This window comes from Psychrobacillus sp. FSL H8-0483 (genome assembly GCF_038637725.1).
Classification (GTDB): Bacteria; Bacillota; Bacilli; order Bacillales_A; family Planococcaceae; genus Psychrobacillus.
Map to the genome: position 1 here is coordinate 1,921,601 of NZ_CP152052.1, position 25,050 is coordinate 1,946,650.

At 35.9% G+C, this 25,050-nt stretch carries 22 protein-coding genes, 1 pseudogene and 1 other annotated feature; of the genes and pseudogenes, 13 read left to right on the forward strand and 10 right to left on the reverse strand.

Annotated features, from left to right (window positions below):
* Window positions 1-83 precede the first annotated feature (83 nt).
* Entirely contained in the window at window positions 84-965 is an 882-nt protein-coding gene (gene vanY, locus MHB48_RS09160) for a VanY-A/VanY-F/VanY-M family D-Ala-D-Ala carboxypeptidase (protein ID WP_342601138.1), read from the forward strand.
* Window positions 966-1,302: 337 nt separating this feature from the next.
* On the opposite strand, the gene MHB48_RS09165 is transcribed toward vanY, so the two are convergent.
* Genes MHB48_RS09165 through MHB48_RS09175 form a run of 3 tightly spaced genes read right to left on the reverse strand, consistent with a single transcriptional unit; the run spans window position 1,303 to window position 2,182 of the window.
* On the reverse strand, window positions 1,303-1,500 hold the full coding sequence (locus MHB48_RS09165; protein WP_342601139.1) for a hypothetical protein: 198 nt from the start codon (window positions 1,498-1,500) through the stop codon (window positions 1,303-1,305).
* A gap of 9 nt (window positions 1,501-1,509) precedes the next feature.
* Window positions 1,510-1,674 carry a YvrJ family protein gene (locus MHB48_RS09170; RefSeq protein WP_340920388.1) on the reverse strand — a complete coding sequence of 55 codons (165 nt, stop codon included), beginning with the start codon at window positions 1,672-1,674 and terminating at the stop codon, window positions 1,510-1,512.
* Entirely contained in the window at window positions 1,664-2,182 is a 519-nt protein-coding gene (locus MHB48_RS09175; protein ID WP_342601140.1) for a sigma-70 family RNA polymerase sigma factor, read from the reverse strand. The genes MHB48_RS09170 and MHB48_RS09175 overlap by 11 nt, the downstream gene beginning before the upstream one ends.
* Window positions 2,183-2,812: 630 nt before the next feature.
* Between MHB48_RS09175 and MHB48_RS09180 the strand changes: the two genes are divergently transcribed.
* Together MHB48_RS09180 and MHB48_RS09185 are read left to right on the forward strand one after the other, a co-directional pair.
* On the forward strand, window positions 2,813-4,114 hold the full coding sequence (locus tag MHB48_RS09180; RefSeq protein ID WP_342601141.1) for a helix-turn-helix domain-containing protein: 1,302 nt from the start codon (window positions 2,813-2,815) through the stop codon (window positions 4,112-4,114).
* Complete coding sequence (locus tag MHB48_RS09185; RefSeq protein ID WP_342601142.1) at window positions 4,115-4,246, forward strand: hypothetical protein; 132 nt, start codon at window positions 4,115-4,117, stop codon at window positions 4,244-4,246.
* A gap of 100 nt (window positions 4,247-4,346) precedes the next feature.
* On the opposite strand, the gene MHB48_RS09190 is transcribed toward MHB48_RS09185, so the two are convergent.
* Window positions 4,347-5,006 carry a VC0807 family protein gene (locus MHB48_RS09190; RefSeq protein ID WP_342601143.1) on the reverse strand — a complete coding sequence of 220 codons (660 nt, stop codon included), beginning with the start codon at window positions 5,004-5,006 and terminating at the stop codon, window positions 4,347-4,349.
* A 1-nt stretch (window position 5,007) separates the two neighbouring features.
* Window positions 5,008-5,760 (reverse strand): MerR family transcriptional regulator, encoded by a 753-nt coding sequence (locus MHB48_RS09195; protein WP_342601144.1) that lies wholly within the window; start codon window positions 5,758-5,760, stop codon window positions 5,008-5,010.
* A gap of 164 nt (window positions 5,761-5,924) precedes the next feature.
* On the opposite strand from MHB48_RS09195, the gene MHB48_RS09200 reads away from it, so the two are divergent.
* Window positions 5,925-6,488, forward strand: coding sequence for a GNAT family protein (locus tag MHB48_RS09200; RefSeq protein ID WP_342601145.1), 564 nt, complete (start codon window positions 5,925-5,927; stop codon window positions 6,486-6,488).
* A 452-nt stretch (window positions 6,489-6,940) separates the two neighbouring features.
* Here the strand turns inward: MHB48_RS09200 and MHB48_RS09205 are convergent, their stop codons facing one another.
* Window positions 6,941-7,366, reverse strand: coding sequence for a hypothetical protein (locus MHB48_RS09205; protein ID WP_342601146.1), 426 nt, complete (start codon window positions 7,364-7,366; stop codon window positions 6,941-6,943).
* A 168-nt stretch (window positions 7,367-7,534) separates the two neighbouring features.
* Window positions 7,535-7,778 (forward strand) — a binding site (T-box leader).
* A gap of 51 nt (window positions 7,779-7,829) precedes the next feature.
* Here MHB48_RS09205 and ileS point away from each other — a divergent pair.
* Window positions 7,830-10,919 (forward strand): isoleucine--tRNA ligase, encoded by a 3,090-nt coding sequence (ileS, locus tag MHB48_RS09210; protein WP_342601147.1) that lies wholly within the window; start codon window positions 7,830-7,832, stop codon window positions 10,917-10,919.
* 381 nt (window positions 10,920-11,300) lie between these two features.
* Entirely contained in the window at window positions 11,301-12,311 is a 1,011-nt protein-coding gene (locus tag MHB48_RS09215; protein ID WP_342601148.1) for a proline racemase family protein, read from the forward strand.
* Window positions 12,312-12,764: 453 nt separating this feature from the next.
* On the opposite strand, the gene MHB48_RS09220 is transcribed toward MHB48_RS09215, so the two are convergent.
* The 4 genes from MHB48_RS09220 to MHB48_RS09235 form a co-directional block, all read right to left on the reverse strand.
* Window positions 12,765-13,991, reverse strand: a complete 1,227-nt coding sequence (locus tag MHB48_RS09220) for an FAD-dependent oxidoreductase (protein ID WP_342601149.1) — start codon at window positions 13,989-13,991, stop codon at window positions 12,765-12,767.
* Entirely contained in the window at window positions 13,984-14,322 is a 339-nt protein-coding gene (locus MHB48_RS09225; protein WP_342601150.1) for a (2Fe-2S)-binding protein, read from the reverse strand. Before MHB48_RS09225 ends, MHB48_RS09220 begins: the two co-directional genes overlap by 8 nt.
* Window positions 14,319-14,588, reverse strand: coding sequence for a (2Fe-2S)-binding protein (locus MHB48_RS09230; protein ID WP_342601151.1), 270 nt, complete (start codon window positions 14,586-14,588; stop codon window positions 14,319-14,321). The genes MHB48_RS09225 and MHB48_RS09230 overlap by 4 nt, the downstream gene beginning before the upstream one ends.
* A 78-nt stretch (window positions 14,589-14,666) precedes the next feature.
* Window positions 14,667-16,397, reverse strand: coding sequence for a sigma 54-interacting transcriptional regulator (locus tag MHB48_RS09235; RefSeq protein ID WP_342601152.1), 1,731 nt, complete (start codon window positions 16,395-16,397; stop codon window positions 14,667-14,669).
* A 165-nt stretch (window positions 16,398-16,562) separates the two neighbouring features.
* Between MHB48_RS09235 and MHB48_RS09240 the strand changes: the two genes are divergently transcribed.
* The 7 genes and pseudogenes from MHB48_RS09240 to MHB48_RS09270 all read left to right on the forward strand — a co-directional run bounded on the left by MHB48_RS09240 (window position 16,563) and on the right by MHB48_RS09270 (window position 25,049).
* Window positions 16,563-17,765, forward strand: a complete 1,203-nt coding sequence (locus MHB48_RS09240) for an FAD-dependent oxidoreductase (protein ID WP_342601346.1) — start codon at window positions 16,563-16,565, stop codon at window positions 17,763-17,765.
* The gene (locus MHB48_RS09245; protein ID WP_342601153.1) at window positions 17,734-18,774 is read left to right on the forward strand and encodes a proline racemase family protein; all 1,041 of its coding nucleotides are present in this window, start codon (window positions 17,734-17,736) and stop codon (window positions 18,772-18,774) included. The genes MHB48_RS09240 and MHB48_RS09245 overlap by 32 nt, the downstream gene beginning before the upstream one ends.
* Window positions 18,775-19,683, forward strand: coding sequence for a proline racemase family protein (locus MHB48_RS09250; RefSeq protein WP_342601154.1), 909 nt, complete (start codon window positions 18,775-18,777; stop codon window positions 19,681-19,683).
* 94 nt (window positions 19,684-19,777) lie between these two features.
* Window positions 19,778-19,972, forward strand: a pseudogene (locus MHB48_RS09255) (Na+/H+ antiporter NhaC family protein); the annotation flags it as partial.
* 78 nt (window positions 19,973-20,050) lie between these two features.
* The gene (gene dapA, locus MHB48_RS09260) at window positions 20,051-20,944 is read left to right on the forward strand and encodes a 4-hydroxy-tetrahydrodipicolinate synthase (protein ID WP_342601155.1); all 894 of its coding nucleotides are present in this window, start codon (window positions 20,051-20,053) and stop codon (window positions 20,942-20,944) included.
* Between the two features lie 19 nt (window positions 20,945-20,963).
* Entirely contained in the window at window positions 20,964-22,454 is a 1,491-nt protein-coding gene (locus tag MHB48_RS09265) for an aldehyde dehydrogenase family protein (protein ID WP_342601156.1), read from the forward strand.
* Between the two features lie 543 nt (window positions 22,455-22,997).
* Window positions 22,998-25,049 carry a prolyl oligopeptidase family serine peptidase gene (locus MHB48_RS09270; protein ID WP_342601157.1) on the forward strand — a complete coding sequence of 684 codons (2,052 nt, stop codon included), beginning with the start codon at window positions 22,998-23,000 and terminating at the stop codon, window positions 25,047-25,049.
* Window position 25,050: the final 1 nt, after the last annotated feature.

Genomic DNA, 25,050 nt, shown 5'->3' on the forward strand with positions numbered 1-25,050 from the left:
AATTAATTTAGTTGGCCCCTATTGAAGAATGGGGGCTCTTTTTTTAATCTTTTAAGTAAAGAAGAATAAGGGAGAAGTTAAGAATGAAAAAGTGGGGCTTTTTATTAATTTTTGCAATATGTTTGGGTGTAACAGCCTTTAAGATAGTACCGTTATTTCAAGGTGAAAAAGTTGTAATAGTTGAGAATGGTATAGTGGAAGGTAAGGTGTCTTCTGGAAATATAAAAAAAGTAGAAATTCCAGTAGAACAAATTTATCAAGGAAATTTACTTTTGGTCAACAGTAAGCATCCAGTTCACAATGAAGGTATAAAATCAGATGTCATCAATTTATATGCTCGCAAAGAATTGGTAAAAGGATACAGAGTGTTTAATAGCGAGACATATTTATCAGAAGATATAGAAAGTAAATTTTCGGATATGGTTCTTGATGCGGAAGAAGATGAAGTTTCTAGTTTTTTTATTACGAGTGGTTTTCGAGGATTTGATGAGCAAACTAAACTTTATAAAGATATGGGTTCCAATCGTGCCTTGCCAGCAGGTTACAGCGAACACAATTTAGGTTTATCGCTTGATGTGGGAAGTACCCAAGGTAAGATGGAGGTAGCACCTGAGGGAAAGAGAAAGTGGATTGCAGAGAACGCTTGGAAATACGGATTTACTCTACGTTATCCAGAGGATAAAACGGACATAACGGGAATTATGAATGAACCATGGCATATCCGCTATGTCGGTTTACCACATAGTGCGATTATGAAAGAAAAGAATTTTGTTTTAGAGGAATATTTAGAATATCTAAAAGAACAAAAACATATTTCTGCTACTGTAAATGGTCAAAAATATGAGGTCTTTTATTATCCTGTTACTGAAAATACCACTATTAATGTTCCAGCCAATCTTCGTTATGAGGTATCGGGCAATAATACGGATGGTGTGATTGTGACAGTATTTCCTGATAACGTGTAGAAACTCAAGGATGGTGAGGGTCTGGTATAAACTGAACGAAATTAATGGACGGTATTATGGTACAGGTACTATTGCCGTATGTGTAGGTGTATGCTTTATTCACCTGATTGCCTGGATACCTTGCAAGAAGAGTTGCGGCCATTGTTTAGCGTGCGGCTCACATTGCGAAATCAAAAAAACACTATCTTGAAGTTACCCACTCAGAGTGAGTGAACACGGTCATATTTTGGTACGTTTTATTATCTCTTGTTCTAACTAAAACTAAATTAACCCCATCCATTTATCATATGGATGGGGTTAATTATGATACATGTAATAAGTTAACTTTAACTTCAAATTATAAAACCAATTCCTCTCCTAAAAAGTCGAAAAAGCCAGGGACTTCTTGCAAAATGTTATTTTGAATTATTTTAATAATACGTTCTTTTAAATCTTGTTCTAAGTCTTCTCGATATTCGTTGCTTGTTTGAAATAGTACGCTTCGCAGTTTAGGTTCTAGCTGTTTTAATATTGACAGAATATGCGTTTCGTCCATTTTTTCCCCTCACTTTCTTTTTTCAATGTTATTGTTCACAACATTCGTAATACTGTGAATGGCATTTTCAAGTGATTCAATTTTATTTTCGAAACGATGTAAGAGATAGATAGTAACGACAATTGGAAAGCCAAAGTTGCCAATTAATTGTACGATGTTCCCTTCATCTAGCATAAGTAAGCTCCTTTCTAATATATTTAATTACATTTCTTCTTGTCTTTGAAACAGCTTGTTGCGTTATTCCTAACCGTTGTGCAATTTCTTTATCTGTCATTTCCTTAACGAAAACAAGTGAAAGTATTTCCTTTTGTCTATCTGTAAGTTTTCTTAAACATTTAAATAAGTTTTCACTAGTTATATGATCCACAATGTCTCCAGAAAGACCAATTGAATCTGCAAAAGCTTTCTCATGGTAAATTGGAAACATATCCAAATTACTTTCAAGTGTTAGTTGGTTTCTATCCCGATAAGAACGCATCTTTTGGTCAAAATGTTTACTCTCAAAGTGTAAAACCTTTATTAGATAAGATAAGATTCTAAAATTTTGGTAGAATTTCTTAAATTCCAAATCAATGAGTAATTTTATCTCTTCAGAATTGGTTTTTTTAAACTCATCCAATAGAGATCTGTTTGCAGGGCATTTTAGGAACTCTTGAATTATTTTCTGCTTTTCGCCATTCATTTTATCACTCCTCCACAAATAAGAATCTACGTTCTGATTTAGCGTGTGAAAAGTAATGTTTTATTTCTTAAGCTTAAGATATATCTTGTCCTATAAAGGGGATTTGATAGGTTTTTTTACAACTACTTTTCAGTTAAATCGTAATAAAATTAAAATTTTTATTGACATTTGCAATATTTTTTGATTATGTGTGCGGAAAGCTGTTCCACTTGCTTGTTTCCTTGTCCTAAAAGTTTAGGCTAGGTTAATGAATCATTAGGTGTAGGTATTTCTTTGATCATAATCCGATTAAATTGATTAAAACTTTTTGATAGTATAACTGGAAAAAAATATAATTTCTTTCCTAAATATTACTAAAAAAATTGTGCTATTAGAACATAAATAAGTTGGGAAATATCCTAAAATAATTACATATAATTGCTTCTAACTTCTTTGGATTTCTTGTAATGTGGAAAATTTAATAATATTTATTAATTTTAGGATAAAGAGCGTTTTTTTAATTGATAATTTTCTTTCGCCATACATATGATTTTATATACTAACTGTCGGTTGATGTCGAACGAATGATAAAGGTATTTTAACTTTTTTACAGAATTATTAAATGTACTACGTTCAAAGAGGTGGAGAAAAATGAGTAGTATTGGTCATATCATAAAACAAGAGCGATTAAACCAGAATATCAAACAGAACGTATTGGCAAAGGGAATTTGTTCAACATCCTACCTCAGTAAAATTGAAAATAACGCAACTGTTCCAAGTGAAGAAGTACTAATGTTTTTGCTAAAAAGACTAAATTTAGAGATAGTAAATGTGCCAAATGAAGACGAGGTACTAGTTGCTTTTTATGAATTGTATAAAAACGCAATCATAAAGAGGAATAAGAAATTAATCCGAGCATCGTTGCATAAGTTCACTAGTCAAAAGACCTACTTTTTGCAATTGAAAAATTACTATACCTATCATCTATATATGTTTCGACTCCAGTTAGTCCTTAATGAAGAGATGGATAACCTACAGCCCTCTTATCATGTAATGAAGCAAATGGAAAATGATTTAGACAACAAGCAAAAATTTATGATGAATTTAAATCTAGGTCTGTATCATTATTTAAATGGAGATTATACAAAAGCATTAGGTCGTTTAGAGAGTTCGCTAAAATTCATTCATCATGTATCAATAGAAGAATGGGAGTTGGCAGATTATTACAATGTGCTTAGTTTGACCTATTTTTATTGCAATGAATTTTTTAACGCCATTAATTATGCATCCAAATCATTGCTCTACTATAAGGACAATCTCTTATTTGAAAGAGCAATTGATAGTTACATCGTTATAGGTATGGCACATAAAAAAATGAGAAAATATGAAGAAGCAGAGAGGAACTATTATTTAGCAAAAAAGTTGGCAATAGACTACAGACTATTTCATTATGAGGGGGTGATTTATCAAAATCTCGGTTCATTACATGCAATACAAGATAGGCATGTGAAGGCAATTGAGTTTTATAAGCTTAGTTTAAAAAGCAAAGAGGGTAACAATAATGCAGAAGGATCTTTGATAACTATTCTTTCGATAATAAAGGAGTATTCTAAGCAGAATAACCATGTGGAAGTCCTTGAATGGTGTAAAAGAGGTTTTAAGGCAATGGAAGAAATAAATACTAAACATAATATAGAAAATCCATCCTATTATTGTCACTTAGAGATATATAGAGCTCTCCATTCATCAACAGATGACATTGAATTCGTATTAAAGAAAAGTATAAACCATTTCGAAATGGTCGATGACGATCGACACGTACAAAAGTATTCCATTGTATTGGCAAATTATTACTTTAAGCAAAAAAAGTTTAAAGCAGCTGATTTGTATTATCAAAAATCAATTAAAATATTATTTAAACAAAAATTTATTAACCAATGGGAGGATTTATAAATGAAAAAGAAAAGTGTTCTATTATGGTTGTGTGTAGCAGTGATATTCAGCTTTCATATGACAACTAACACAAGTAATACTATGGAAGAAGAAGGCCCTAGACCAACTGGTATAGACCATTCTTATATTTGATACTAGCAAACAATTTACCCTGAGACTAAAAAAGTAATCCATCGATTTGTACAAGATGGATTACTTTTTTTAAAATCCTTTGATTCTTCTTTTAATATTTTCATTTGGGTTCAACTGTTTGGACTGGTTTTAACCATTCAATATTATTTTTCTTCGTGAATAGAATTGCTTTATTCCCTGCATAAAAAAATCCAGCAAAAATAAGACCTGAAAATGCGTACCCAAGTACTTTTCTAACAACAATTAAATGCATAAATGCGTCAGCCCCGTGTTTCATAATTAACCAAACCATGATGGAATTCATTACAAGTCCCCGAATAACAAAAATGGCCGTAACCAACTGAAACCATTTTACATTCTCTTTTATGAAATATAAATCTTTACAATCTTTCCTTGGATACCCTTGTAAATGCATGAACTCTATTGCGAAATATATTACTAATGGCTTTTGAATAATCATGGAAATAATATAAATGAAAGTAAAGCAGTAACTCAACCAGACAGAATTCCAAAGCATCTGAATAGCAGATCCAGCTAGTAAATCAAGTATGGAGCTAAGCAGTAAGGAAGAAATAATGAAAACACCAACCAAATTAAATTGTCGGTCTTTAATGAAACGAAAAATAGTATAGACGATTGCTGGAAGCGTAGATAACAACATAGCATAATAATCTCCCATGATATCTCTTCCGTAAGTCCAGATAATGTAGGGAAGTCCCATATAAACAAGTAAATCTAGCAAGATATAATTTGTTTTCATATTAGTCTCCTTGACCTTTCACTTTAAAGTAATAAGTTATTGCCTTCTCGATAAAATCTACAACTGCAGGGTCAAATTGATACATTCCTAATTCTCCTTTTGTCTCTTTTTGTATATTCCATGCTTTATGAGCTAGTGCATTATTCCCGTTAAAGATAATTTCACTTAACGCAAGCCATCTTTGAGCCAATTTTTGTGCTGCAGGACTTGTATTATCTATTTCTATATTTTTTCTAATATCATTTATTAGTGTTGTGAAGCTCTGTATCACTTCCATATCATCTCCAACCTTTGGGAGTTGTTTTAAGTATTGAACTTCATCCTTTGAAAAATGTTTGTTCCAAATCTCTTCGTATACGTTTATAGGAGTAGGGGTGGAATTCATAGGGATATGATCAAAAACATCTTTCCAATTCGCAAGTTCCTCTAATTCACTCACCTGAAGTAGATGCCGTATAGAGCGTGTCCTTTCTTCCAAACGCTTTTTCTCCAGTTCTAACACTCGTAACTGCATGGCAAGAGCTTCTTTATGACTTAAATGCTGATGTTCTAGCATTTGTTGTATAGCAATTAGATTAAATCCCATCTCCTTTAACACTTTTATATATTGAAGTTTAATTACTTCTTGCTCTGAATAATACCGATGCCCACCATCACTTAAATGTGAAGGAGTTAACAGACCTATTTCATCGTAATATCGCAGAGTTCTTACTGTCGAATTGCTCAACTTAGCTAAATCGCCTATGGAATACATTTTATGCCACCTTTTCAACTTCTTTTATTCATTATAAAACCTTACGTAACGTTAGAATCAATAATTATTATAAAAAAATTAATATTTTCTAAAAATTTATTTTAGTGTAATGTAGATAAAGTATTGTTACTAAAGCGTTGAAGCTCTTGGGTAGGAGGAGAATAATGAAAAAGACAACCTTATTTATAGAAACCGATCGACTTATAATAAGACCTTTCCAAAAAGAAGATTATGCTAATTGGTATGAAGGGTTCGATAATCGATTACCGTCGCAGTATTCCTACGATGATGGACATTCCGATATGGCCACTTCCACGAAAGAGTGGTTTATCAATTGGATTGATGGATTTCAGCAGGCAACAGAAAGAGATGAAATGTACATATTAGGGGTATTTCGAAAAGAAGATGGAGTAAATGTAGGGAAAGTAGAATTGATCACTATTCTAAGAATGGATTATCAATGGGCAATGATGGGATACTCGATACATAATCAGTTCTGGAAAAACGGATATGGACTTGAAAGTGTAATAGCAGCAACTGCATTATTCTTCTCTGAATTAAACTTTCATCGAATCGAATTACATATTAATACGGATAATGAGCCATCCAAAAAATTAGCGGAGCGTGCAGGATTTACGTTCGAATGTTTGAGAGAAAGATTTTCGTTTGAAAACAATGAATGGACGGATTTTTTGATTTATTCTCATATTAATGAATCAATTTCATAATTTCAATTTTCATGAAATAGCATGAACAATGCTAAAGGAAACTAAAGAAATATATATTTTACATGGAATAAAGTATACTTGATTTCCGCTATTGGCGGTCGTTTTCCGAGTGGTGAGCGATAAGTCATCACCACAGTCAACGTGCCGTTTGTGATGTCACAACTGTCTCACTCATCCCGCTGGAGTCGCCGCCTGGCGCTTCAATCAACGAAGTGATAAATGTTTACAACACTAAAGTATTGCCTAAAGCTGCAGGAGGGCGACGGAAGGACGAAAGCCACAAGACTATCAAAAAAGGAGAGTAGGATCGTGAAGCTAGTCACGATCCTACTCTCCTGAAAATCTCGCGGTAATGATGTAACTAAAGTCCAATTCAAAGGAATCCGGAAACTTCAGGGAACAGGTTTTGCTTTTAAAGAGCGGATCCCTATTTTCTTCATTTAAAGTGAATATCATTCTTTTGAATATTCTTGGGTATAATATTCCATACCTTCTTCATCCACAATAATGCGTTCTCCAATTTTTTTAAACTCCAATGATACACCATCGTCAGCAGTAATATAATAAACATCACCTTTTGTTTTAACTTGGACATTTTGATATAATTTTTCAAACCTTACACCTGATTTAACGTTTTCTAATTCTAAAATCTTATCAATGCTACTTTTTTCTTTGGAATGTCCATAGTAAGCACTAATCATTAGTTCATTTCCAATGACTACAATCAACTGATTACTGCGGCTAGTAAAGCCTGAATCTTCAAAATCACTGGCTTTGGCAATATATGCTGGTTCGTTTGTAGGAGATTCTTCTGAACATGCCACAAATAAAAAGATCAAACTGATACTTAAAAATAATAGTCCTAACCTCTTTTTCACTTCACCGCACCCCATTCCAATTAGTGAAATACTTTTATTTACATACGTTCACAAGACAGTTAAGTTTCAATATTTACAGATATTTCAATTTAAGGACCCTATAAAAAATATTTAATTAGTTTGACAACTCGAAATGATTTATGTTAAATTCATCCATAATAAAACCATACAAATTCGTTGATGAGAAAAAGTAGTTCATGGAACTGTTCTAAAGAGAGCCGGTAGTTGCTGAAATTCGGTGTTCAGTCCATTTGCAAAAATCCTCTCTGAGAAGTCGAGCTGAAATTGAGTAAGTGAGACCGGGTGTCTACCGTTAATAGGAACGCGTATGTTTGTACGTGGCTAAGTGCTATTGTGGAGCGAAAGCATACAATAGAATTAGGGTGGTATCACGGTTAAACCCGTCCCTTTCCAGGGACGGGTTTTTTGTATGTTTTATTAATAAAAATAGGAGTGATATCAGATGGTTAAAGCGAACGAAAAAGAGTCTGTTTTACAAAGAGAAGAACGGATTCAAGCACAATGGTTGGAAGAAGAAATCTTTAAAAAATCTATAGAGTATAGAAACGATAGTCCATCTTTTGTATTTTATGAAGGTCCACCCACTGCAAATGGATTGCCGCATGCTGGGCACGCACTGGGTCGTACAATTAAAGATGTTGTTGCTAGGTATAAAACAATGACAGGACATCAAGTAATACGTAAGGCAGGATGGGATACACACGGTTTACCAGTGGAGTTAGGAGTAGAAAAGCAATTAGGGATTTCCGGGAAAAGTGATATTGAAAAGTACGGTGTGGAAGCTTTCATTGATAAATGTAAAGAAAGTGTTTTTGTCTATGAAAAGCAGTGGCGAGCGTTTACGGAAAAGCTTGGTTATTGGGTGGACATGGAGGATCCCTATGTCACATTAAGTAATGCCTATATTGAAAGCGAATGGAATATACTTGGAACTATTCATGAAAAAGGGTTGTTACAAAAAGGCCACAGGGTTTCTCCCTATTGTCCTAGCTGTCAAACGTCCCTAAGTTCGCACGAGGTGTCACAAGGTTATAAAACAGTGAAGGATTTATCTGCGACAGCTAAATTCAAACGTACAGACCGAGACAATGAATATTTTCTTGGGTGGACGACAACTCCTTGGACCTTACTAGCAAATGTTGCGCTAGCTGTTCATCCATCGTTGAAATATGTTCGTGCAAAACAAGGGCAAGGCATTTTCATTGTAGCGGAAGCATTAGCAAGTTCAGTATTAATGGAAGGCTATGAAATACTATCTGTACATCTAGGAGAGGAATTAAGAGACATACCATATACTCCATTATTTGATTTTGTAGATGTGGAAATCGGTCATAAAGTCGTGACAGCTGATTATATATCTGGAGAAAGTGGAACAGGGATTGTCCACATTGCACCAGCTTATGGGGAAGATGACTATAGGGTGGTGAAAGAAAACGGATTATCGTTCGTCCATTTGGTAGATGAAAAAGGAATGTATACTTCCGAGGTTTTAGGCTTTGAAGGACGATTTGTCAAAGATTGTGATGTAGATATTGTTCGTTACCTTGCTGAAAAAGGATTACTTTTTCATAAAGAAAAGTACGAACATAGCTACCCTCATTGCTGGCGTTGTGATTCACCTCTTTTGTATTATGCAAATGAAAGCTGGTTTATCCAAACAACTGCATTGAAAGAACAATTTATCCAAAATAATGAAGGAGTAACTTGGTATCCAGAGCATATAAAACACGGCAGATTTGGAAACTTTTTAGAACAAATGGTAGATTGGAACATCAGCCGTAAACGCTATTGGGGAACACCGCTCAATGTTTGGGAATGCGCGGTTTGTAATCATCAAATTGCACCGAAAAGTATAGCAGAATTAAAACAGTATTCGATACACCCTATAGAGGAGATCGAATTGCATAAACCATATGTAGATGAAGTGAAGCTCCAATGTTCAAGTTGTAGTGGGTCAATGACAAGAACTCCTGAAGTCATCGATGTTTGGTTCGACAGCGGTTCTATGCCATTTGCCCAATATCACTATCCATTTGAGAATAAAGAGCTATTTGCAAAACAATTCCCAGCGGATGTAGTTATTGAAGGGATTGACCAAACACGAGGATGGTTTTATAGTCTACTCGCAGTATCCACTTTATTTACAGGTAAAGCTCCTTATAAACGTGTTTTGTCGACAGGTCATATTTTAGATGAAAATGGACAAAAAATGTCTAAAAGTAAAGGGAATGTTCTGGATCCAGTAGAGTTAATTCAAAAGTATGGTGCAGATGCATTAAGATGGGCTTTATTAGTTGACAGTGCACCATGGAATACGAAACGTTTTTCCGAACGTATTGTACAAGAAGCAAAGTCGAAATTAGTGGATACTTTAGACAATGTGAATAGTTTTTATTCGCTCTATGCTCATTTAGATAACTACAACCCTAAAGCCGATAATGAAGTGAAGAAAAATAAGTTGGATGACTGGATATTATCTCGTTTGCATAGCACGATTAAAACTGTTCGAACAAACTTAGATGATTATCATTTTACAAATGCAGCAAGAGAAATTGCGAAGTTGTTAGAGGAAGTCAGTAATTGGTATGTAAGACGATCCAGGGAGCGTTTTTGGTCAAGTGAGATGAATCCAGAAAAGGCGGCTGCATATAAGACGCTCTATGAAGTGTTAACTAAAACTAGCCAATTGTTAGCACCACTAACGCCTTTTATTGCAGAAGATGTATATAGGAATTTAACTGGTGAAAGCGTACATTTATCAGATTTCCCATTAGCAGACGACCTCTTAAGGAATGAAAAACTGGAAAAAGAAATGGATGCTGTTCTGCAAGTAGTAGAGTTAGGGAGGAGTATAAGAAATACGACTTCATTGAAAATAAAACAACCACTAGCTAGTTTGTCATTAATGAGTGCGAATCAAGGAGTAAACTGGAATCTATACGAAGATATCATCAAAGATGAGTTAAATATAAAGCAATTCGAAAAAATGAATAATCAAGAAAAATTGGTATCGACAAAGATAAAACTCGATTTCAAAAAATCAGGTGCTAAGTTTGGAAAGCAGTCGAATGCTGTGCATACATGGCTTCAATCTTTGGACGCGGATCAAGTAAAACAATTCATTGAGTTGGGGTTTATAGAGGGATCTATAGATGGGAAAGTTAAAGTGATGGTTGAAGATGTATTAATGGAAAAAGTAGCGAAGGAAGGATATGCTTCTGCAACAAATGGGGAGTACACCGTTACTTTAGATATTTCTTTGACCGAGGAACTTATACAAGAAGGAATGGCCCGTGAGTTAATTCGTGCAATACAATCCAATAGAAAACAATTAAATCTACCAGTTGATATGAGAGTGGACATAACAGTAAATACGAATGAAGAACTACAAAAAGTAATTGAAAAGTATAAACATATGTTGCAACAAAACTTGTTAATGCGAAACCTAGTGATATCTCCAAATAGGGTGGAAGGAGCAGAAATCATAATAGGGAATCATCATGTTTCATTACAAATAGAAGCGATAAACTAAAGACGCTATCTATTTTTACTGAGACACTAGTTGAAATGATCTAAATAAAATAGACAAATAAAAACACCTTGCGTTGAAAAACGGGTAGTATACCTAGTTATCAACGTGGAGGTGTCTTTTTTATTGGTATAAGAGTAAGTTATCCGATAGAAGTCTCAATTTACATAATCCATATTAGTCTCTCACTTTATAAAAAAACGTTGTTGACAGAACATTAAAATAATTCTATCATTAATTTAATATTTAAGTGACACTTCAAAAATGTCGGAATTTCACTTAAATTATTGTGTATTTGATATCAAATAATTAGATTTTATTTCTTTTATTTAGTTTAGACATTGTATTCAATTTAAAATCAAAAATTTGAATGGAGAGATTTAAATGATTATTAAAAAAGTATACACAACGGTTGATGTCCATGTTGCAGGTGAACCATTACGAATTATTACTGACGGGTTACCAGAAATTAAAGGAGATACGCAATTAGAGCGACGAGCTTATTGCATGGAAAATCTTGATTATATCAGAGAAGTACTGATGCTTGAACCGAGGGGACATCATGGAATGTACGGATGTATCATAACGCCTCCAGCAAGTCCTCATGCAGATTTCGGTGTGCTATTTATGCACAATGAAGGATGGAGTACAATGTGTGGGCATGGAATTGTGGGCGTGATTACAATGGGGATCGAAACAGGACGGTTCATCGTGACAGAAGAAAATCAGAAATTTGTGATTGATAGTCCTGCAGGGGAAATCATAGCTTATGCAAGGTGTAACGGCTCTGTTGTGGAAGCGGTTTCTTTTGAAAACGTGCCGTCGTTTGTATTAGAAAAAGACATGCAGGTAAGTATTGATGGATACGAGTTTACTGTAGATGTATCATTTGGAGGCGCGTTCTATGCAGTTGTTAAAAGTACAGAGTTGGATTTGAAAGTAAATACAAAAGATTTACCAGCAATACAGAAATGGGGAACAAAAATTAAGCGATATATTGAAGACAAATTAGAAGTGGTTCATCCCCTTGAAAGTGGTCTTCGCGGAATCTATGGTGTAATTTTTTCAGATGATCCAGTTGCGGAAAATGCAGATTTGCGCAATGTTACAATCTTTGCGGATGAGCAAATCGACCGCTCGCCTTGTGGTACAGGCACGTGTGCAAGACTAGCATCACTTTATGCACATGGGGAATTGGAGGTCAAGGGTAGCTTTGTCCACGAAAGCATCACAGACGGCCAATTCATCGGAGAAATTTTGGAGATTAGCAAAGTAGCGGGGTATGAAGCAATCATTCCAAAAGTTACAGGAGAAGCTTTCTTAACAGGATTTCACCAATTTTTAGTAGATCCACAAGACACATTACCAAGAGGTTTTTTATTGGAAGAGATTTAGAGACTCCAGGATTAAAGCTAGAAGGAGTAATGTAAGGTGATAAAGTGGTGGGTAAAGCAGAATCTTTTTATTCAAGTGGCAATTGGAGCAGGAATTGGAATAGTCATTGCTGTAAGAAACTAGTGATTTACAAGTGCCGATACAAGAAGGTTTGTTCTCAGAAGCAGGCATACACGCCGAGCTTGGAAAAGTGGTCAGCATGGAGCGATCGGGAAGAGAAAACAATGAAGAAATTACCGTTTTTAAATCTGTGGTTCGGCAAAAGCTGATATTGTTGTCGCAAAATATTTATACGATAAAGCTATTGCAAATAAAGCAGGAGTGCAAGTGGAATTGTAAGTAGAATGTCTAAGTTATCATTCCCCATAAAAATTACATCAAATAACAAAAAAAGTGATTTCCTAACGATAGAATCGTTTTGAAATCACTTTTTTTCTGTTATTCAAACGAAATCTAATTGTGCACTTTATTTTTCACTGAAATTAAATATTCATTCCAATATTTCTGTAACTTCTGTTTACCTACTTTAACTTCAGGATGGAATTGAATATGCGCTTTGTTTCGTGTCTGTTCAATGAAGTTAACTGCTTCTTTGAGCTTGTCTTCTTGTTGACCGCCATCCTTGCTATTGATGATTGCAAGTCCAGCGGTGATACCTTGACTCATTGCAACTTTTGCACCTTCAATTCCCGTAATATTGCCTGCAACATATAGTCCTGGCAAAGTAGTTTCCATCCGTTCGTTATGAAGAGGAACATAACCGCCTAATTCCTCGATATGGTAGAATGGACATCCCGCCACAGCCGCTAGCTCTGCTAGTGGGTACAATCCACCTGCAATACAAACGAAGTCTGCTTTAATTTTTTCTTCGGTCCCAGGGATAATTTCTCCCGCAGTACTGATTGTAGCAATTTTAACACCTTCGACCGCTCCATCTCCATAGATTTCGGTGACAGCTTTACGAAGCATAATAGGAATATCCCACATTTTGACCCCATTTTTCGGATAAAAAGTAATACCCATTTTTTTCAATAAATCATTTTTCATTAGTTTGCTTCCTAATTTTACAAAAGTAGATGGTGCCATATGGGACAAGTGTAACAGTGAATTCATTACATCTAATGGATTACCGGATTTTTCAGTCACAGTATTCATTTTCGGTAAAGTGATACATGCAACATCAATATCTGCTAGTTTCAATTCCATTGCGATTGCGGAGGAGAGGACATTGACCCCTATAATGACTCCCCGATCTCCTGGTTTTACCCGCTGTACATTGGTCATAACTTGAGCTGCTCCGACAGACATTACACCAGGTAGGGTCCACCCTGGAATAGGTAATGGTGTTTCCGCAGCACCAGTAGCAATCAACAAGTGAGATGTGAGGTAAACTTCGTCTTCTGTATAGATTCTCCATAAGCCATTGATGCTTTCGATATTGGATACAGGTGTATGTAATATAATTTGTACCCCTAAATCTACTGCTTTATCCAATAGTTTTTGAGATTCTTTTATCCCATTCCACCAATTACCATTTGGTTCTTCGTAAAGTTGACCTAATAACCTTCCGCCCGCCTTCATATACTCATCGATGACTAGGACACTATGTCCACTTTCAGCAATTGTAATTGCAGCGGATAAGCCTGCAGGGCCTGCACCGATAATGATGACTTTATTCATTTTGTGACCTCCAGTCGCGTACTGATGTCAAAAGCTTTCCACCACTTGTGACAGCCATACCTTCTTGGACTGGTGTTAGACAAGCCCTCATCCCTTGTTTTCCGTCAACAGTGACACGGCATTCAAAACAATGTCCAATATTGCAGTATATCCCACGAGGCGTTCCGCTTTCCTCATGATGTCTAAGTGTCCGAACCCCGTTTACCATCAAAGCTGCCGCGATAGATTCGTTACGCAATGCTTGGTACTTATGATTATCAAATGTGAAGAAAACAGTATCAGCTTCATCTATTGTACCAAGTACAGGATGATGAATAATTCTTTTTGTCATTTTGTCACATCCCCTAACTTGCCGAAACTAATTGGACGAATAGGTGGTTGATATTTCAAAGTAATTTGAGAAACATCTCTATTAGTAGTAGAAAGAGCAATGCTATCGACTGCAATACGGCATGTTCTACCGCCACAATAACCCATACCGGCACGTGTCCGCAGCTTCAATTCTCTTGACGAACAACTAAATTTTTTTGCTGTTTCTACTAATTGTCCGTACGTTACTTCTTCACATCTGCAAATAATCATTTCTTTTTCCGTCATTTATCTCACCCCATATTCAAACTAATGACTTGTACATATTATTAATATGCAAGAAGGGTGCCAACATTTATGACTTTATTATTTAATGCCCAATTTATTCATTCTATTGTAAAGGGTCGCGCGAGTGATTTCTAAATTTTTGGCACATAAAAGTTTGTTTCCATTTACTTTATTTAATTCTCGTAAAAGGATGGTCTTCTCATACTGTTGTAATTGATTGTCTAAAGAAAGATTCTCATCAACTGTTAGCTGAATAGGAATAGAACTTGATACTGGGTTTGAAGAATTCGAGATTCCTTCCATTTCGATTGGAAGATCTTCTGTTTTAATATTCCCGTTTTCAGAAAATACGACCAATCGTTCCACTACATTTTTCAATTCTCGAATATTTCCTGGCCAAGAATACTTTAGTAGTGTCTGCATGACCGTTTGAGAAATACCATGGATAGGGCGGTTGTATTTAACTGAAATTTCAAATAGGAAGTAGTGAGTCAATTCAATAATGTCTTCAATTCGATCTCGAAGTGGTGGCACTTTAATATTAACGACATTTAAGCGGTAATATAGATCTTCTCTGAATTTCCCGTCTTTAACTAGTTCCTTTAGATCCCGGTTTGTCGCTGCTACTACTCTGAAATCTGCTTCTATTTCCTTTGTTCCACCGACTGTGTAAAATCGTTTTTCTTGAAGAAGGCGTAAAATTTTTACTTGCATATCCAATGGCATCTCACCAATTTCATCAAGGAATAGAGTCCCTCCTCGAGCCAACTCGACTTTTCCTTTCTTTCCTCTTTGATCTGCTCCAGTAAAGGCTCCTTTTTCATAACCGAATATTTCACTTTCAAATAAACCGCTCGGAATAGCTCCACAATTGATCGCTACGAATGGAGCTTTAGCTTCTTCTCGTAAGTTATGAATGGCTTTCGCAAATAACTCTTTACCCACACCACTCTCCCCGTAAATAAGGACACTTGCATTAGTCTTGGCTGCTTTTTCAACTATCGTCAAGGTCTGTTTTAAAGCTTGGCTACTTCCTTTAATGTTATTGAAAGGATTTGCTGTTGGTAAAGTCTTTCGAACTTCTTCTTCTAAAGTAAATAATCTTTCAGAAGTCAGGTACAGTTCATTATTCAAGAGAATTTGGCTTGTGATATCCGTTTCTGAAACGACAGCTCCTATAATTTCACCATTATAATAAACCGGATTTGAATTAATCATTACTACAAGATCATTTCGTGCATGATGTTGGTTGTGATAAACGGATGAGCCTGTTTTTAGTGTATTTAAGATCTCTAATTGTTCAGTACTGAAAAATTCAGTAATGGGCTTGCCGATAATTTCCTGCTCTTTCACGGAGAATATTTTTTCTGCTCCCTTTGTCCAAAACACTACATTTGCATCTCGATCAATGACAGTACAAGACTCATCAATTGTTTGTAGAATAGTGTTCAAATAGGCTTGTATTTGTTCGTATTGGTTTAAAAGGTTTTTAGAGATGACCTCAGTATTTACATACCCGACAAAAGTGTTTTCGTCGTTCGACAGTAATACATAGTTATCCAACGTAAGCTTGGATACTACTTTTTCCAAGTGACTAGTAACAGGTAAGACTAGACATGGTTTATAAACCAGTTCTCCTGTTGATTCTGAAAAGTAAATATGTTGAACCGTGTTCTCGATATTGATAAAAATTTTTTTTGGAGAGGTTTGTTTAACTATCTTCGTTAATGTAATCAAATCGATTAGAGAATCAATGACAATAAATTCTTTATCCATTACTTTTTCAAGTAGTTGATATGCAAAGTTCATTTCATTAGCCTCCTACTGTCAAATTATTTTGATGTGTATAAAAATATTGACATAAATATTCAGAATTTTCAATAGAAATGTAAATAAAGAAAGTTTTTTTCTTGGCATGGAACTTGCAATAAGTAATATGAAGATGTAAATGAGAGGGGGATTTTTGTGGGTAGTATTCAACATCGAGATATTGTTGTGATTGGAGGCGGGATTATCGGTGCTGCAATTGCCTATTATGGATCGAAAGCAGGATTAGAAATAACAGTATTAGAAAAGAACGAAATGGCTAGCGGGACTTCATCTAGATGTGATGGGAATATACTAGCGATTGATAAAGATCCTGGCTTTGATAGTCAAATGTCATTAAAAAGTCAACAGCTTGTCCACGAATTAGACAGAGATTTGGATATCTCATTTGAATACCGCAACCCTGGTAGTATTTTAGTTTGCGAGAGCGATGCTGAAATGGAAGCAGCGAATCTATGGGTCAAACGACAGCAAGCGGCTGGTTTAGATTTTAATATGTTAGACCGTGAAGATCTTCGTAATGAGTCCAAGTACTTTGCGGACGATTTATATGGGGGGTTAGAGTGTAAAACAGATTCGACAGTCAATCCATATATGCTAACATACTCGATGTTTTACAGTGCTGAAAAACACGGGGCTAGAATTCACACTAATACAGAAGTAAAAAATATGAAGAAAGAGACTTCGGGGAAATTTACCATTGAAACAAATAATGGAACATTTAGTGCCAATAAAGTAGTTAATGCTGGTGGGGTGTGGGCAGCGAAAATCGGAGAAATGTTGGAGTTGGACATTCCCATTGTCCCTAGAAAAGGACAATTGATAGTGGCTTCGAGACAGCAGCCAGTTGGTCTTCGAAAGGTGATGGAATTTGGTTATCTGATTTCCAAATTCGGAGGAGAAAGATTAGTTGATCCGATGACAGAAAAATATGGGGTTGCACTCGTATTTGAACCGACAGAAGCCCAAAACTTTCTTATTGGAAGCAGTCGTCAATTTGATGGCTTTAATACGAGAGTCAATCATGAAGTCATCCAGTATATAGCCAAACGAGCTATCCGTTTTTATCCGAAAATAGAGGATATGACAGTTATCCGCACATATTCCGGATTAAGACCTTGGACGGAAGACCACTTGCCAATTATTTCTCAAGTCGATCACATACCAGGTTACTATATCGCAGCAGGTCATGAAGGAGATGGTATTAGTTTAGCTGCGGTAACAGGGAAGTTGATAGAAGAAATGCTGAGTGAAAGAGAAACTTGCATTCCAATTGAACCACTACAGCTTGCCCGTTTTAAAGAGAGGGGAAAAACTAATGAAATACCAACGTGTGTTTACAACTATTGATACACATACCGGAGGGAATCCAACAAGGACACTTATCAGCGGATTACCATCATTAAAAGGAAACACCATGTCAGAGAAAATGTTGTACATGGAGAAACATTTTGATTGGATTAGAAAGTTTTTAATGAACGAGCCCCGTGGTCACGGTGTCATGTCTGGTGCTTTAATGACAGATCCTTGTCATCCAGATGCAGATGTAGGTGTTATTTATATAGAAACGGGTGGTTATTTACCAATGTGCGGTCACGATACGATAGGTTTTTGCACTGCACTAGTGGAGGCTGGATTAATCGAAGTATTTGAACCTATCACCAATATAAAAGTGGACACCCCGGCAGGACTTATTAATGTGGATATAAAAGTAGTCGACGGAAAAGTGAAAGAAGTGACGTTTGTAAACGTACCTTCCTTTTTATTGAAATCCATTGAAATTGAGGTTGAAGGCATTGGACACGTGGAATGCGATATCGCTTATGGTGGTAATTTTTATGGAATTATCGATGCGCGAAAACTTGGTATTCCACTCGTTGAGAAAAATGCAACAAATATTATTAATAAAGGAATTGACATCCGTAATGCTATTAATGCTGTAGAGGAAATTGTGCATCCAGAGTTTCCGTTTATCAATGGTTTGACACATATCGAATTTTTCACGGATCCTAGTCACCCTGAAGCAGACTTGAAAAATACTGTAATTGTACCACCTGGCGGAATTGACCGTTCACCATGTGGAACAGGGACCTCTGCCAAGTTAGCAACACTTTATAAGAAAAAGGAACTCGATATTAATGAACTATTTGTCTACGAAAGTATTGTAGGCACACTGTTCAAGGCACGTGTTCTCGAGGAAACGAAGGTGAAAGATCTAGATGCAGTCATTCCAGAAATAACTGGGTCCGCTTGGATTATGGGGATGCATCGTTTCTTTTACAATAAAAAGGATCCTTTAAGTGAAGGGTTTCTTCTCATTCCCCCAATGGACCATTCATTTGCGAAAGAAGGTGTTTAAGTGAACATTGAAAAGTTGTTCTGTTCTATTGATACACATGTAGGGGGAGAAGCATTTCGGATAGTTATTCAATCTTCGATAGCTCTTATAGGGAATAATGTTCAGTCCAATCAAAAAGATTTGGCAAATAACTTTGAAAATGAAAAAAAACTTCTATTAAACGAACCTCGTGGCCACCGAGGCATGAATGGTTGTATCATAGCTCCATCAAAAGCAGCGGACTTTCAATTATTATTTTTCAACCATGAATGTGCTAACGATTTTAAGTATGAGGCATTATTTGCAGCTACAACCGCTCTAATTGAAACTGGAAATCTCAAAAGAACTGCGAATGATTCCTATAATGTAGAAACGATGAATGGGATTTATACAATACACGCAAATGTTGAAAACCAAGAAGTGATTTCCATTTATTTAGAGGGCATTTCCTGTTCTGTAATCGCATCCAGTCAAGATTCGATAGAAGTTTCATTGGACGCTTCAAGAAAATATCTGATATATCCATTGCCTAATACCATATCGGGAATTGAGTTAGACCAATTGGCAGCTATCAGTAATTGGGGTATTGCTAAGACATCAGAACTAATTCAAGAAAATATCGATTTTAATGGAGTTATTCTTGTGGAAGAATTTTCGGATAAAGTTCGTTCTGTTACTTTTGAAAAAGATGGTTATATACTGCGTTCACCTGGAATTGATAGTACATGTGCAATTCATACTTCAATTAATTTAACTGAATCAAAGTATGAAATTGAAAATGAAAGCATTTTTGGCAGTTCACTAACAACAAAGTTGCAATGTGAGAATGAATCTATTTTTTCCATTAAAGCAGTACCCTTTGTCACTGGGTCACATGAATTCATTTTTGATACCGAAGATCCATTAAAAGAAGGATTTATCTTAGTTTGAGGACCAACAACTAGAAATCGAATGGACACCAATGAGTTGTATGCAAAGTAAATCAAAGAGCGAGTAAGATTCACTATATTAATATATGGGGCCAAGGAATTCGGAAGCGAGCGGAACAATAACCACATCAATGGTGCCTTGGTCAGATAACGGAGTATTTATGGCGGCTGCACTTGGGGTTTCAACGATGAGTTACTTACCATTCCTTTGGTTTAACTTTTTAGTTCTCATTATATCTGTTATTCATGGATATACGAATAAATTTATTTGGTATACAAAGCCCAAATAAATAGAAGTGAAAAATAATTCAAAACTAGTAAAAGATAAAATATTGGTAAAATCATAATTTTAATTGGAGGAATTACAGATGGTAAAATTAGAAGGCGTTTTTCCGGTACTTGTTACACCAATGTTAAATCAAGAGGAAATTGATTGGAATGGTTTCTGTAATAATATTGAACATTTTATTGAAGAAGGTGTAGCAGGGATTGCGATTAATGGTAGTACAGGAGAGTTTGTCAGCTTGACGAAAGAAGAGCGTTTTAAAGCAGTTGAAGTTGCGGTTAACCAAATAAACGGCCGTATTCCACTGATAGTTGGAACAGCTGCTGAAACGACTGCAGATGCAATTGAATATACGCAACAAGCAGAACAAGCAGGAGCAGATGCTGCTCTTTTAATTAACTCGTATTATGCACATCCAAAAGAGAATGAAATTTATGCACATTTTAAAGCAGTTGCGGAATCTGTAAAATTCCCGATTATGATTTATAACAACCCATTCACATCAGGTGTTGATATTAGCACAGAAACAATTTTACAAGTCGGTCGTGACGTTGAAAATATTACACATATTAAAGAATCAAGCGGTGGTATTGGTAAAGTACGAGATATCGCAAGACAAGGGGAAGGTTTCATTAAAGTATTCTGTGGTTCTGAAGACCTTGCCATGGAGTCGTTCCTTGTTGGGGCAACAGGTTGGATTTCCGTTTCTGGTAACATTGTTCCTGGACTTGTAACTGCAATGTACAATCATGTACAAAATGGTGAAATGGATAAAGCTTGGGCTCTTTATGATCAATTATTGCCGCTTTGCGAATATCTCGAGGGCTCTGGGAAATATGTTCAAATTGCGAAAAGGGCTATGGAGTTGAAAGGTTGCGCAGGAGGTCCCTGTCGTTTGCCGCGTCTACCATTGAGTGAAGAAGAAGATGCAAAGTTAAAGGAATTAATGGCTGGTCTAGGTGTACTAAGAGACTGATAAAGACAGGAGAATTATTATGCTAACGATAAATTATGAATTGAAACCAAAAGTTAAAGCGTTTTTGGAAGGTGTAAAAGGTCTTTACATCAACGGTGAATACGTAGAGGCAATCAGCGGAAAAACGTTTAATGTTATTGATCCAGCAACAGAGGAAATCATTGCAAAGGTTAGTGAAGCACAAGCAGAAGATATTGAAATTGCAGTTGCGTCGGCTCGTAAAGCTTTTGACGAAGGCGAATGGACAAAAATGGATGCAGCGACACGTTCCCGTCTTATCTATAAGTTTGCAGACTTATTGGAAGCTAACCGTGAGGAACTAGCACAACTAGAGACACTTGATAACGGAAAGCCCTACGAAGTCGCACTTGCTGACGACGTAGACGGAACGGTACAACATTTCCGCTATTACGCAGGATGGGCAACGAAAATTACTGGTCAAACGGTACAAGTATCACCAGATTATTTGAACTATATTGTTCACGAGCCTGTTGGGGTTGTCGGTCAAGTCATTCCTTGGAACTTCCCACTTGCGATGGCTGCTTGGAAACTTGGAGCTGCATTAGCTGTAGGTTGTACAGTAGTTATTAAACCAGCTAGTGAAACTCCTTTATCACTCCTATATGCAGCAGAACTTTTCAAAAAAGCTGGTTTTCCAGATGGTGTAGTTAACGTTGTTCCAGGAGCAGGTCGTATTGCAGGAGAAGCAATTATTAAACACAAAGATGTGGATAAACTAGCTTTTACCGGCTCGACGGCTGTCGGTAAAGAAGTTATGAAAATAGCCGCTGAGCAAGTGAAAGGAATTACGTTAGAGCTTGGTGGGAAATCTCCTTCAATCGTCTTAGAAGATGCGAACATCGAAGAAGCAATTGAAGGCACATTCGCGGGAACAATGTACAACCATGGCCAAAACTGTAGTGCATGTACACGCGTTTTCGTTCATCGGAATCTTTACACTCGTTTCGTTGATGCGTTTACAGAAAAGGCAAAATCATTAAAAGTTGGAGCTGGAATGGATCCGACGACTGATATGGGGCCCCTTGTTTCTGCTAAACAACAAAAAACAGTACTCGATTATATCGAGAAAGGAAAAGCAGAAGGTGCACGCCTCGTAGCAGGTGGTGAAAAGGCATTTGATAAAGGGTTCTTCGTCCAACCAACTGTATTTGCTGATGTCGAAGACCATATGACAATTGCACGCGAAGAAATCTTTGGACCTGTCCTTTCTCTTTTTGTTTTTGACACAGTAGAAGAGGTTATTAAACGTGCAAATGAGAGCGAGTATGGACTAGCTGCAAGCGTTTGGACAGAAAACATTAAAAAAGGCCACTACATCGCGAGCAAACTTAAAGCTGGAACCGTTTGGGTCAATGATTTTGGACTTGAATGGGAAACAATGCCATTCGGTGGCTATAAACAATCTGGTGTTGGTCGCGAGATGGGCGGAGAATACGGATTAGCAAACTATACAGAAGTAAAAAGTGTATTCGTGAATATGAAGCAATAACTCCAATTTTGTTTTCTAGAAAAGAGAATCATAGCATAGATAATTTCCAATAATATAGAAGAAGACGCCTTGCCTAGAATGGTAGGCGTTTTTTTCAATAGGATAAATATCAGGATATAAGTTTGAGGCATTTTAAATGGCATGAATCTTGCATTATGTAAAGGAAGGGGGCGTTAATGATGAATCTAAAGATTAATCATACTATTAGGAGGAAGGGGATGTTTGTGGATATATAGACGGTATATTAAACAGAAAATTATATATTTTTAGAGTAATGCTTTTTACATTAATTAAATTAATTGAGTTATTAACTGTTAATTTTATTAATTGCAATAATATCATAATTTTTTCCGCATGACTGTTTAGTTAATTTTACATTTGGTTGCTTAAATTCAGGGGAATTGTATAAATATTTTTACAGTCATTTTAAGAAGAAATTGGAGCGGAAAAGAAATATTACAGTAGTGAAAGCGAAAAAAAGCATTTTTAAAAAATTGGGGCTAACTTGTAATTTTGGTCACCAATAAAGTGAGGAGAATTCTATTGACATTAAATATAAGAAAAGACGCAATCGTTGAAAACTTTTTTGGTGTAGATGTAGCAGATCCTTATCGATGGTTGGAGGATGAAGACCTTTCAGATACTAAAAAATGGACCGCGTATCAAAATGAAATAACTCGTGAATTTTTAGATAATCAATTACAAAGGAAAAGAATAAAAAATAAACTAATAGAACTCTATGATTATGAGAAATATTCAACACCAAAAAAAATGGGTGATTATTATTATTTTTTTAAGAATGATGGCCTTCAAAACCAACCGGTATACTATCGAGGTAAGTCTCTAGAAGAAGAATTTGAAGTTGTCCTTAATCCCAATCTATTAAATAGTGAAGGAACAGCTGCTATTACAGAGATTGCATTTAATCAAGAAGGGACTATGATAGCTTATGCCATCTCCTATAATGGAAGTGATTGGCAGGATGTTAAAATCAAGAATCTTGAAACAGGGGAAGATTATCCTGAAGTATTGAAATGGTGTAAATTTTCTAGTTTTGCATGGAGTGAAGATTCGACTGGTTTCTTTTATAACCGGTATCCTGATCCCTCTACGATGGGACCTACAGAGGATAGTTATTATAATCGAGTTTATTGGCATAGAGTGAATACTTCGCAAATAGAGGATAAATTAATCTATGAAGAGTCAAATAGAAAGGAGCGTTTATTTTACCCGATAGGATCTGATGATAATAAATATCTTATCTTGAATGTAAATAATGGAACTGAACCGATAAATGAAATTTATTATAAATGCTTGGCTGAAAGCAATTCGTTCGTACCTTTAATTGAAAAAATAAATGCGTATTTTACTTATTTAGGAAATGATAATTCCATCTTTTATTTCGAAACAAATGAGAACGCTCCAAAAGGAAAGATTATCTCTGTAGACTTATCAAAACCTGAACGTAAAAATTGGAAAGAGATTTTACCTGAAGGAGAGGATGCTATTTCCTTTACCAAAATTGTTAATGGTAAGTTTGTGGTGTGTACAATGCATAATGCTTGCTATAGATTAAACATTTATGAAAAAGATGGAAGTTTTATCTCTAATTTTTCATTACCTGATTTAATCACTATAAGTGAAGTAACAGGAAAAAGTACCTCTTCGGAAATGCTAGTTGGCTATGTATCGTTTCTCCAACCTTTGCAAATTGTAAAATATGATTTCATTAGCCAATCTATGAGCGATATTTTTGTGAAAAAAAATGATTATTCATCGGAGAGCTATGAAACACTACAAGTATTTTACCCTTCAAAAGACGGGACAAAAGTACCGATGTTTCTAACATTTAAAAAGGGAATAAAATTGAACCAAGAAAATCCCGTATTACTCTATGGATATGGTGGTTACAACGCAAGCATGACACCTTCTTTTTCCCCTTCTATTAGACTGTGGATTGAGCAAGGGGGCATCTATGCTGTCGCAAACATACGTGGCGGTGGTGAGTATGGTGAGGAATGGCATCAAGCAGCAATTTTTGAGAAACGCCAAAATAGTTACGACGATTTTATTGCTGCAGCCGAATGGTTAATCAAAGAAAACTATACTCAACCTAGTAAAATTGCGATTATGGGAGGAAGTAACGGGGGACTTCTCGTGGGGGTTTGCATAACACAACGCCCGGAGTTATTTGGTGCAGCCCTTTGCTTAGTTCCTGTAACTGATATGTTAAGGTTTCATCGTTTTACCGTTGGCCGCTTTTGGACAACAGAATTTGGAAATGCAGAGGAGAACGAAAAAGACTTTAAATTTTTATATAAATACTCTCCATTACACAATGTAAAAGAGGGTGTGAAGTATCCGCCTACACTAATATCTACTGCAGATACCGATGACAGGGTAGTTCCGATGCATGCGAAGAAATTTGCTGCAACTATGCAGGAGGCCCAAAGCGGAGATAATCCAATTCTACTTAGGGTTGAAAATAATGCTGGACACGGTCTAGGAAAGCCATTATCAAAACTAATTGAGGAAGAAACAGATTTTTACACTTTTTTATTTAAAGAACTGAAAATAACTTTAAGGGAGAACTAAT

Excerpts from the sequence above, each read along its gene's own strand:
- vanY (WP_342601138.1), top strand. The coding sequence starts at position 84 with ATGAAAAAGTGGGGCTTTTTATTAATTTTTGCAATATGTTTGGGTGTA.
- MHB48_RS09165 (WP_342601139.1), bottom strand. The coding sequence starts at position 1,500 with ATGGACGAAACGCATATTCTGTCAATATTAAAACAGCTAGAACCTAAA.
- MHB48_RS09170 (WP_340920388.1), bottom strand. The coding sequence starts at position 1,674 with ATGCTAGATGAAGGGAACATCGTACAATTAATTGGCAACTTTGGCTTT.
- MHB48_RS09175 (WP_342601140.1), bottom strand. The coding sequence starts at position 2,182 with ATGAATGGCGAAAAGCAGAAAATAATTCAAGAGTTCCTAAAATGCCCT.
- MHB48_RS09180 (WP_342601141.1), top strand. The coding sequence starts at position 2,813 with ATGAGTAGTATTGGTCATATCATAAAACAAGAGCGATTAAACCAGAAT.
- MHB48_RS09185 (WP_342601142.1), top strand. The coding sequence starts at position 4,115 with ATGAAAAAGAAAAGTGTTCTATTATGGTTGTGTGTAGCAGTGATATTC.
- MHB48_RS09190 (WP_342601143.1), bottom strand. The coding sequence starts at position 5,006 with ATGAAAACAAATTATATCTTGCTAGATTTACTTGTTTATATGGGACTT.
- MHB48_RS09195 (WP_342601144.1), bottom strand. The coding sequence starts at position 5,760 with ATGTATTCCATAGGCGATTTAGCTAAGTTGAGCAATTCGACAGTAAGA.
- MHB48_RS09200 (WP_342601145.1), top strand. The coding sequence starts at position 5,925 with ATGAAAAAGACAACCTTATTTATAGAAACCGATCGACTTATAATAAGA.
- ileS (WP_342601147.1), top strand. The coding sequence starts at position 7,830 with ATGGTTAAAGCGAACGAAAAAGAGTCTGTTTTACAAAGAGAAGAACGG.
- MHB48_RS09215 (WP_342601148.1), top strand. The coding sequence starts at position 11,301 with ATGATTATTAAAAAAGTATACACAACGGTTGATGTCCATGTTGCAGGT.
- MHB48_RS09220 (WP_342601149.1), bottom strand. The coding sequence starts at position 13,991 with ATGAATAAAGTCATCATTATCGGTGCAGGCCCTGCAGGCTTATCCGCT.
- MHB48_RS09225 (WP_342601150.1), bottom strand. The coding sequence starts at position 14,322 with ATGACAAAAAGAATTATTCATCATCCTGTACTTGGTACAATAGATGAA.
- MHB48_RS09230 (WP_342601151.1), bottom strand. The coding sequence starts at position 14,588 with ATGACGGAAAAAGAAATGATTATTTGCAGATGTGAAGAAGTAACGTAC.
- MHB48_RS09235 (WP_342601152.1), bottom strand. The coding sequence starts at position 16,397 with ATGAACTTTGCATATCAACTACTTGAAAAAGTAATGGATAAAGAATTT.
- MHB48_RS09245 (WP_342601153.1), top strand. The coding sequence starts at position 17,734 with ATGAAATACCAACGTGTGTTTACAACTATTGATACACATACCGGAGGG.
- dapA (WP_342601155.1), top strand. The coding sequence starts at position 20,051 with ATGGTAAAATTAGAAGGCGTTTTTCCGGTACTTGTTACACCAATGTTA.
- MHB48_RS09265 (WP_342601156.1), top strand. The coding sequence starts at position 20,964 with ATGCTAACGATAAATTATGAATTGAAACCAAAAGTTAAAGCGTTTTTG.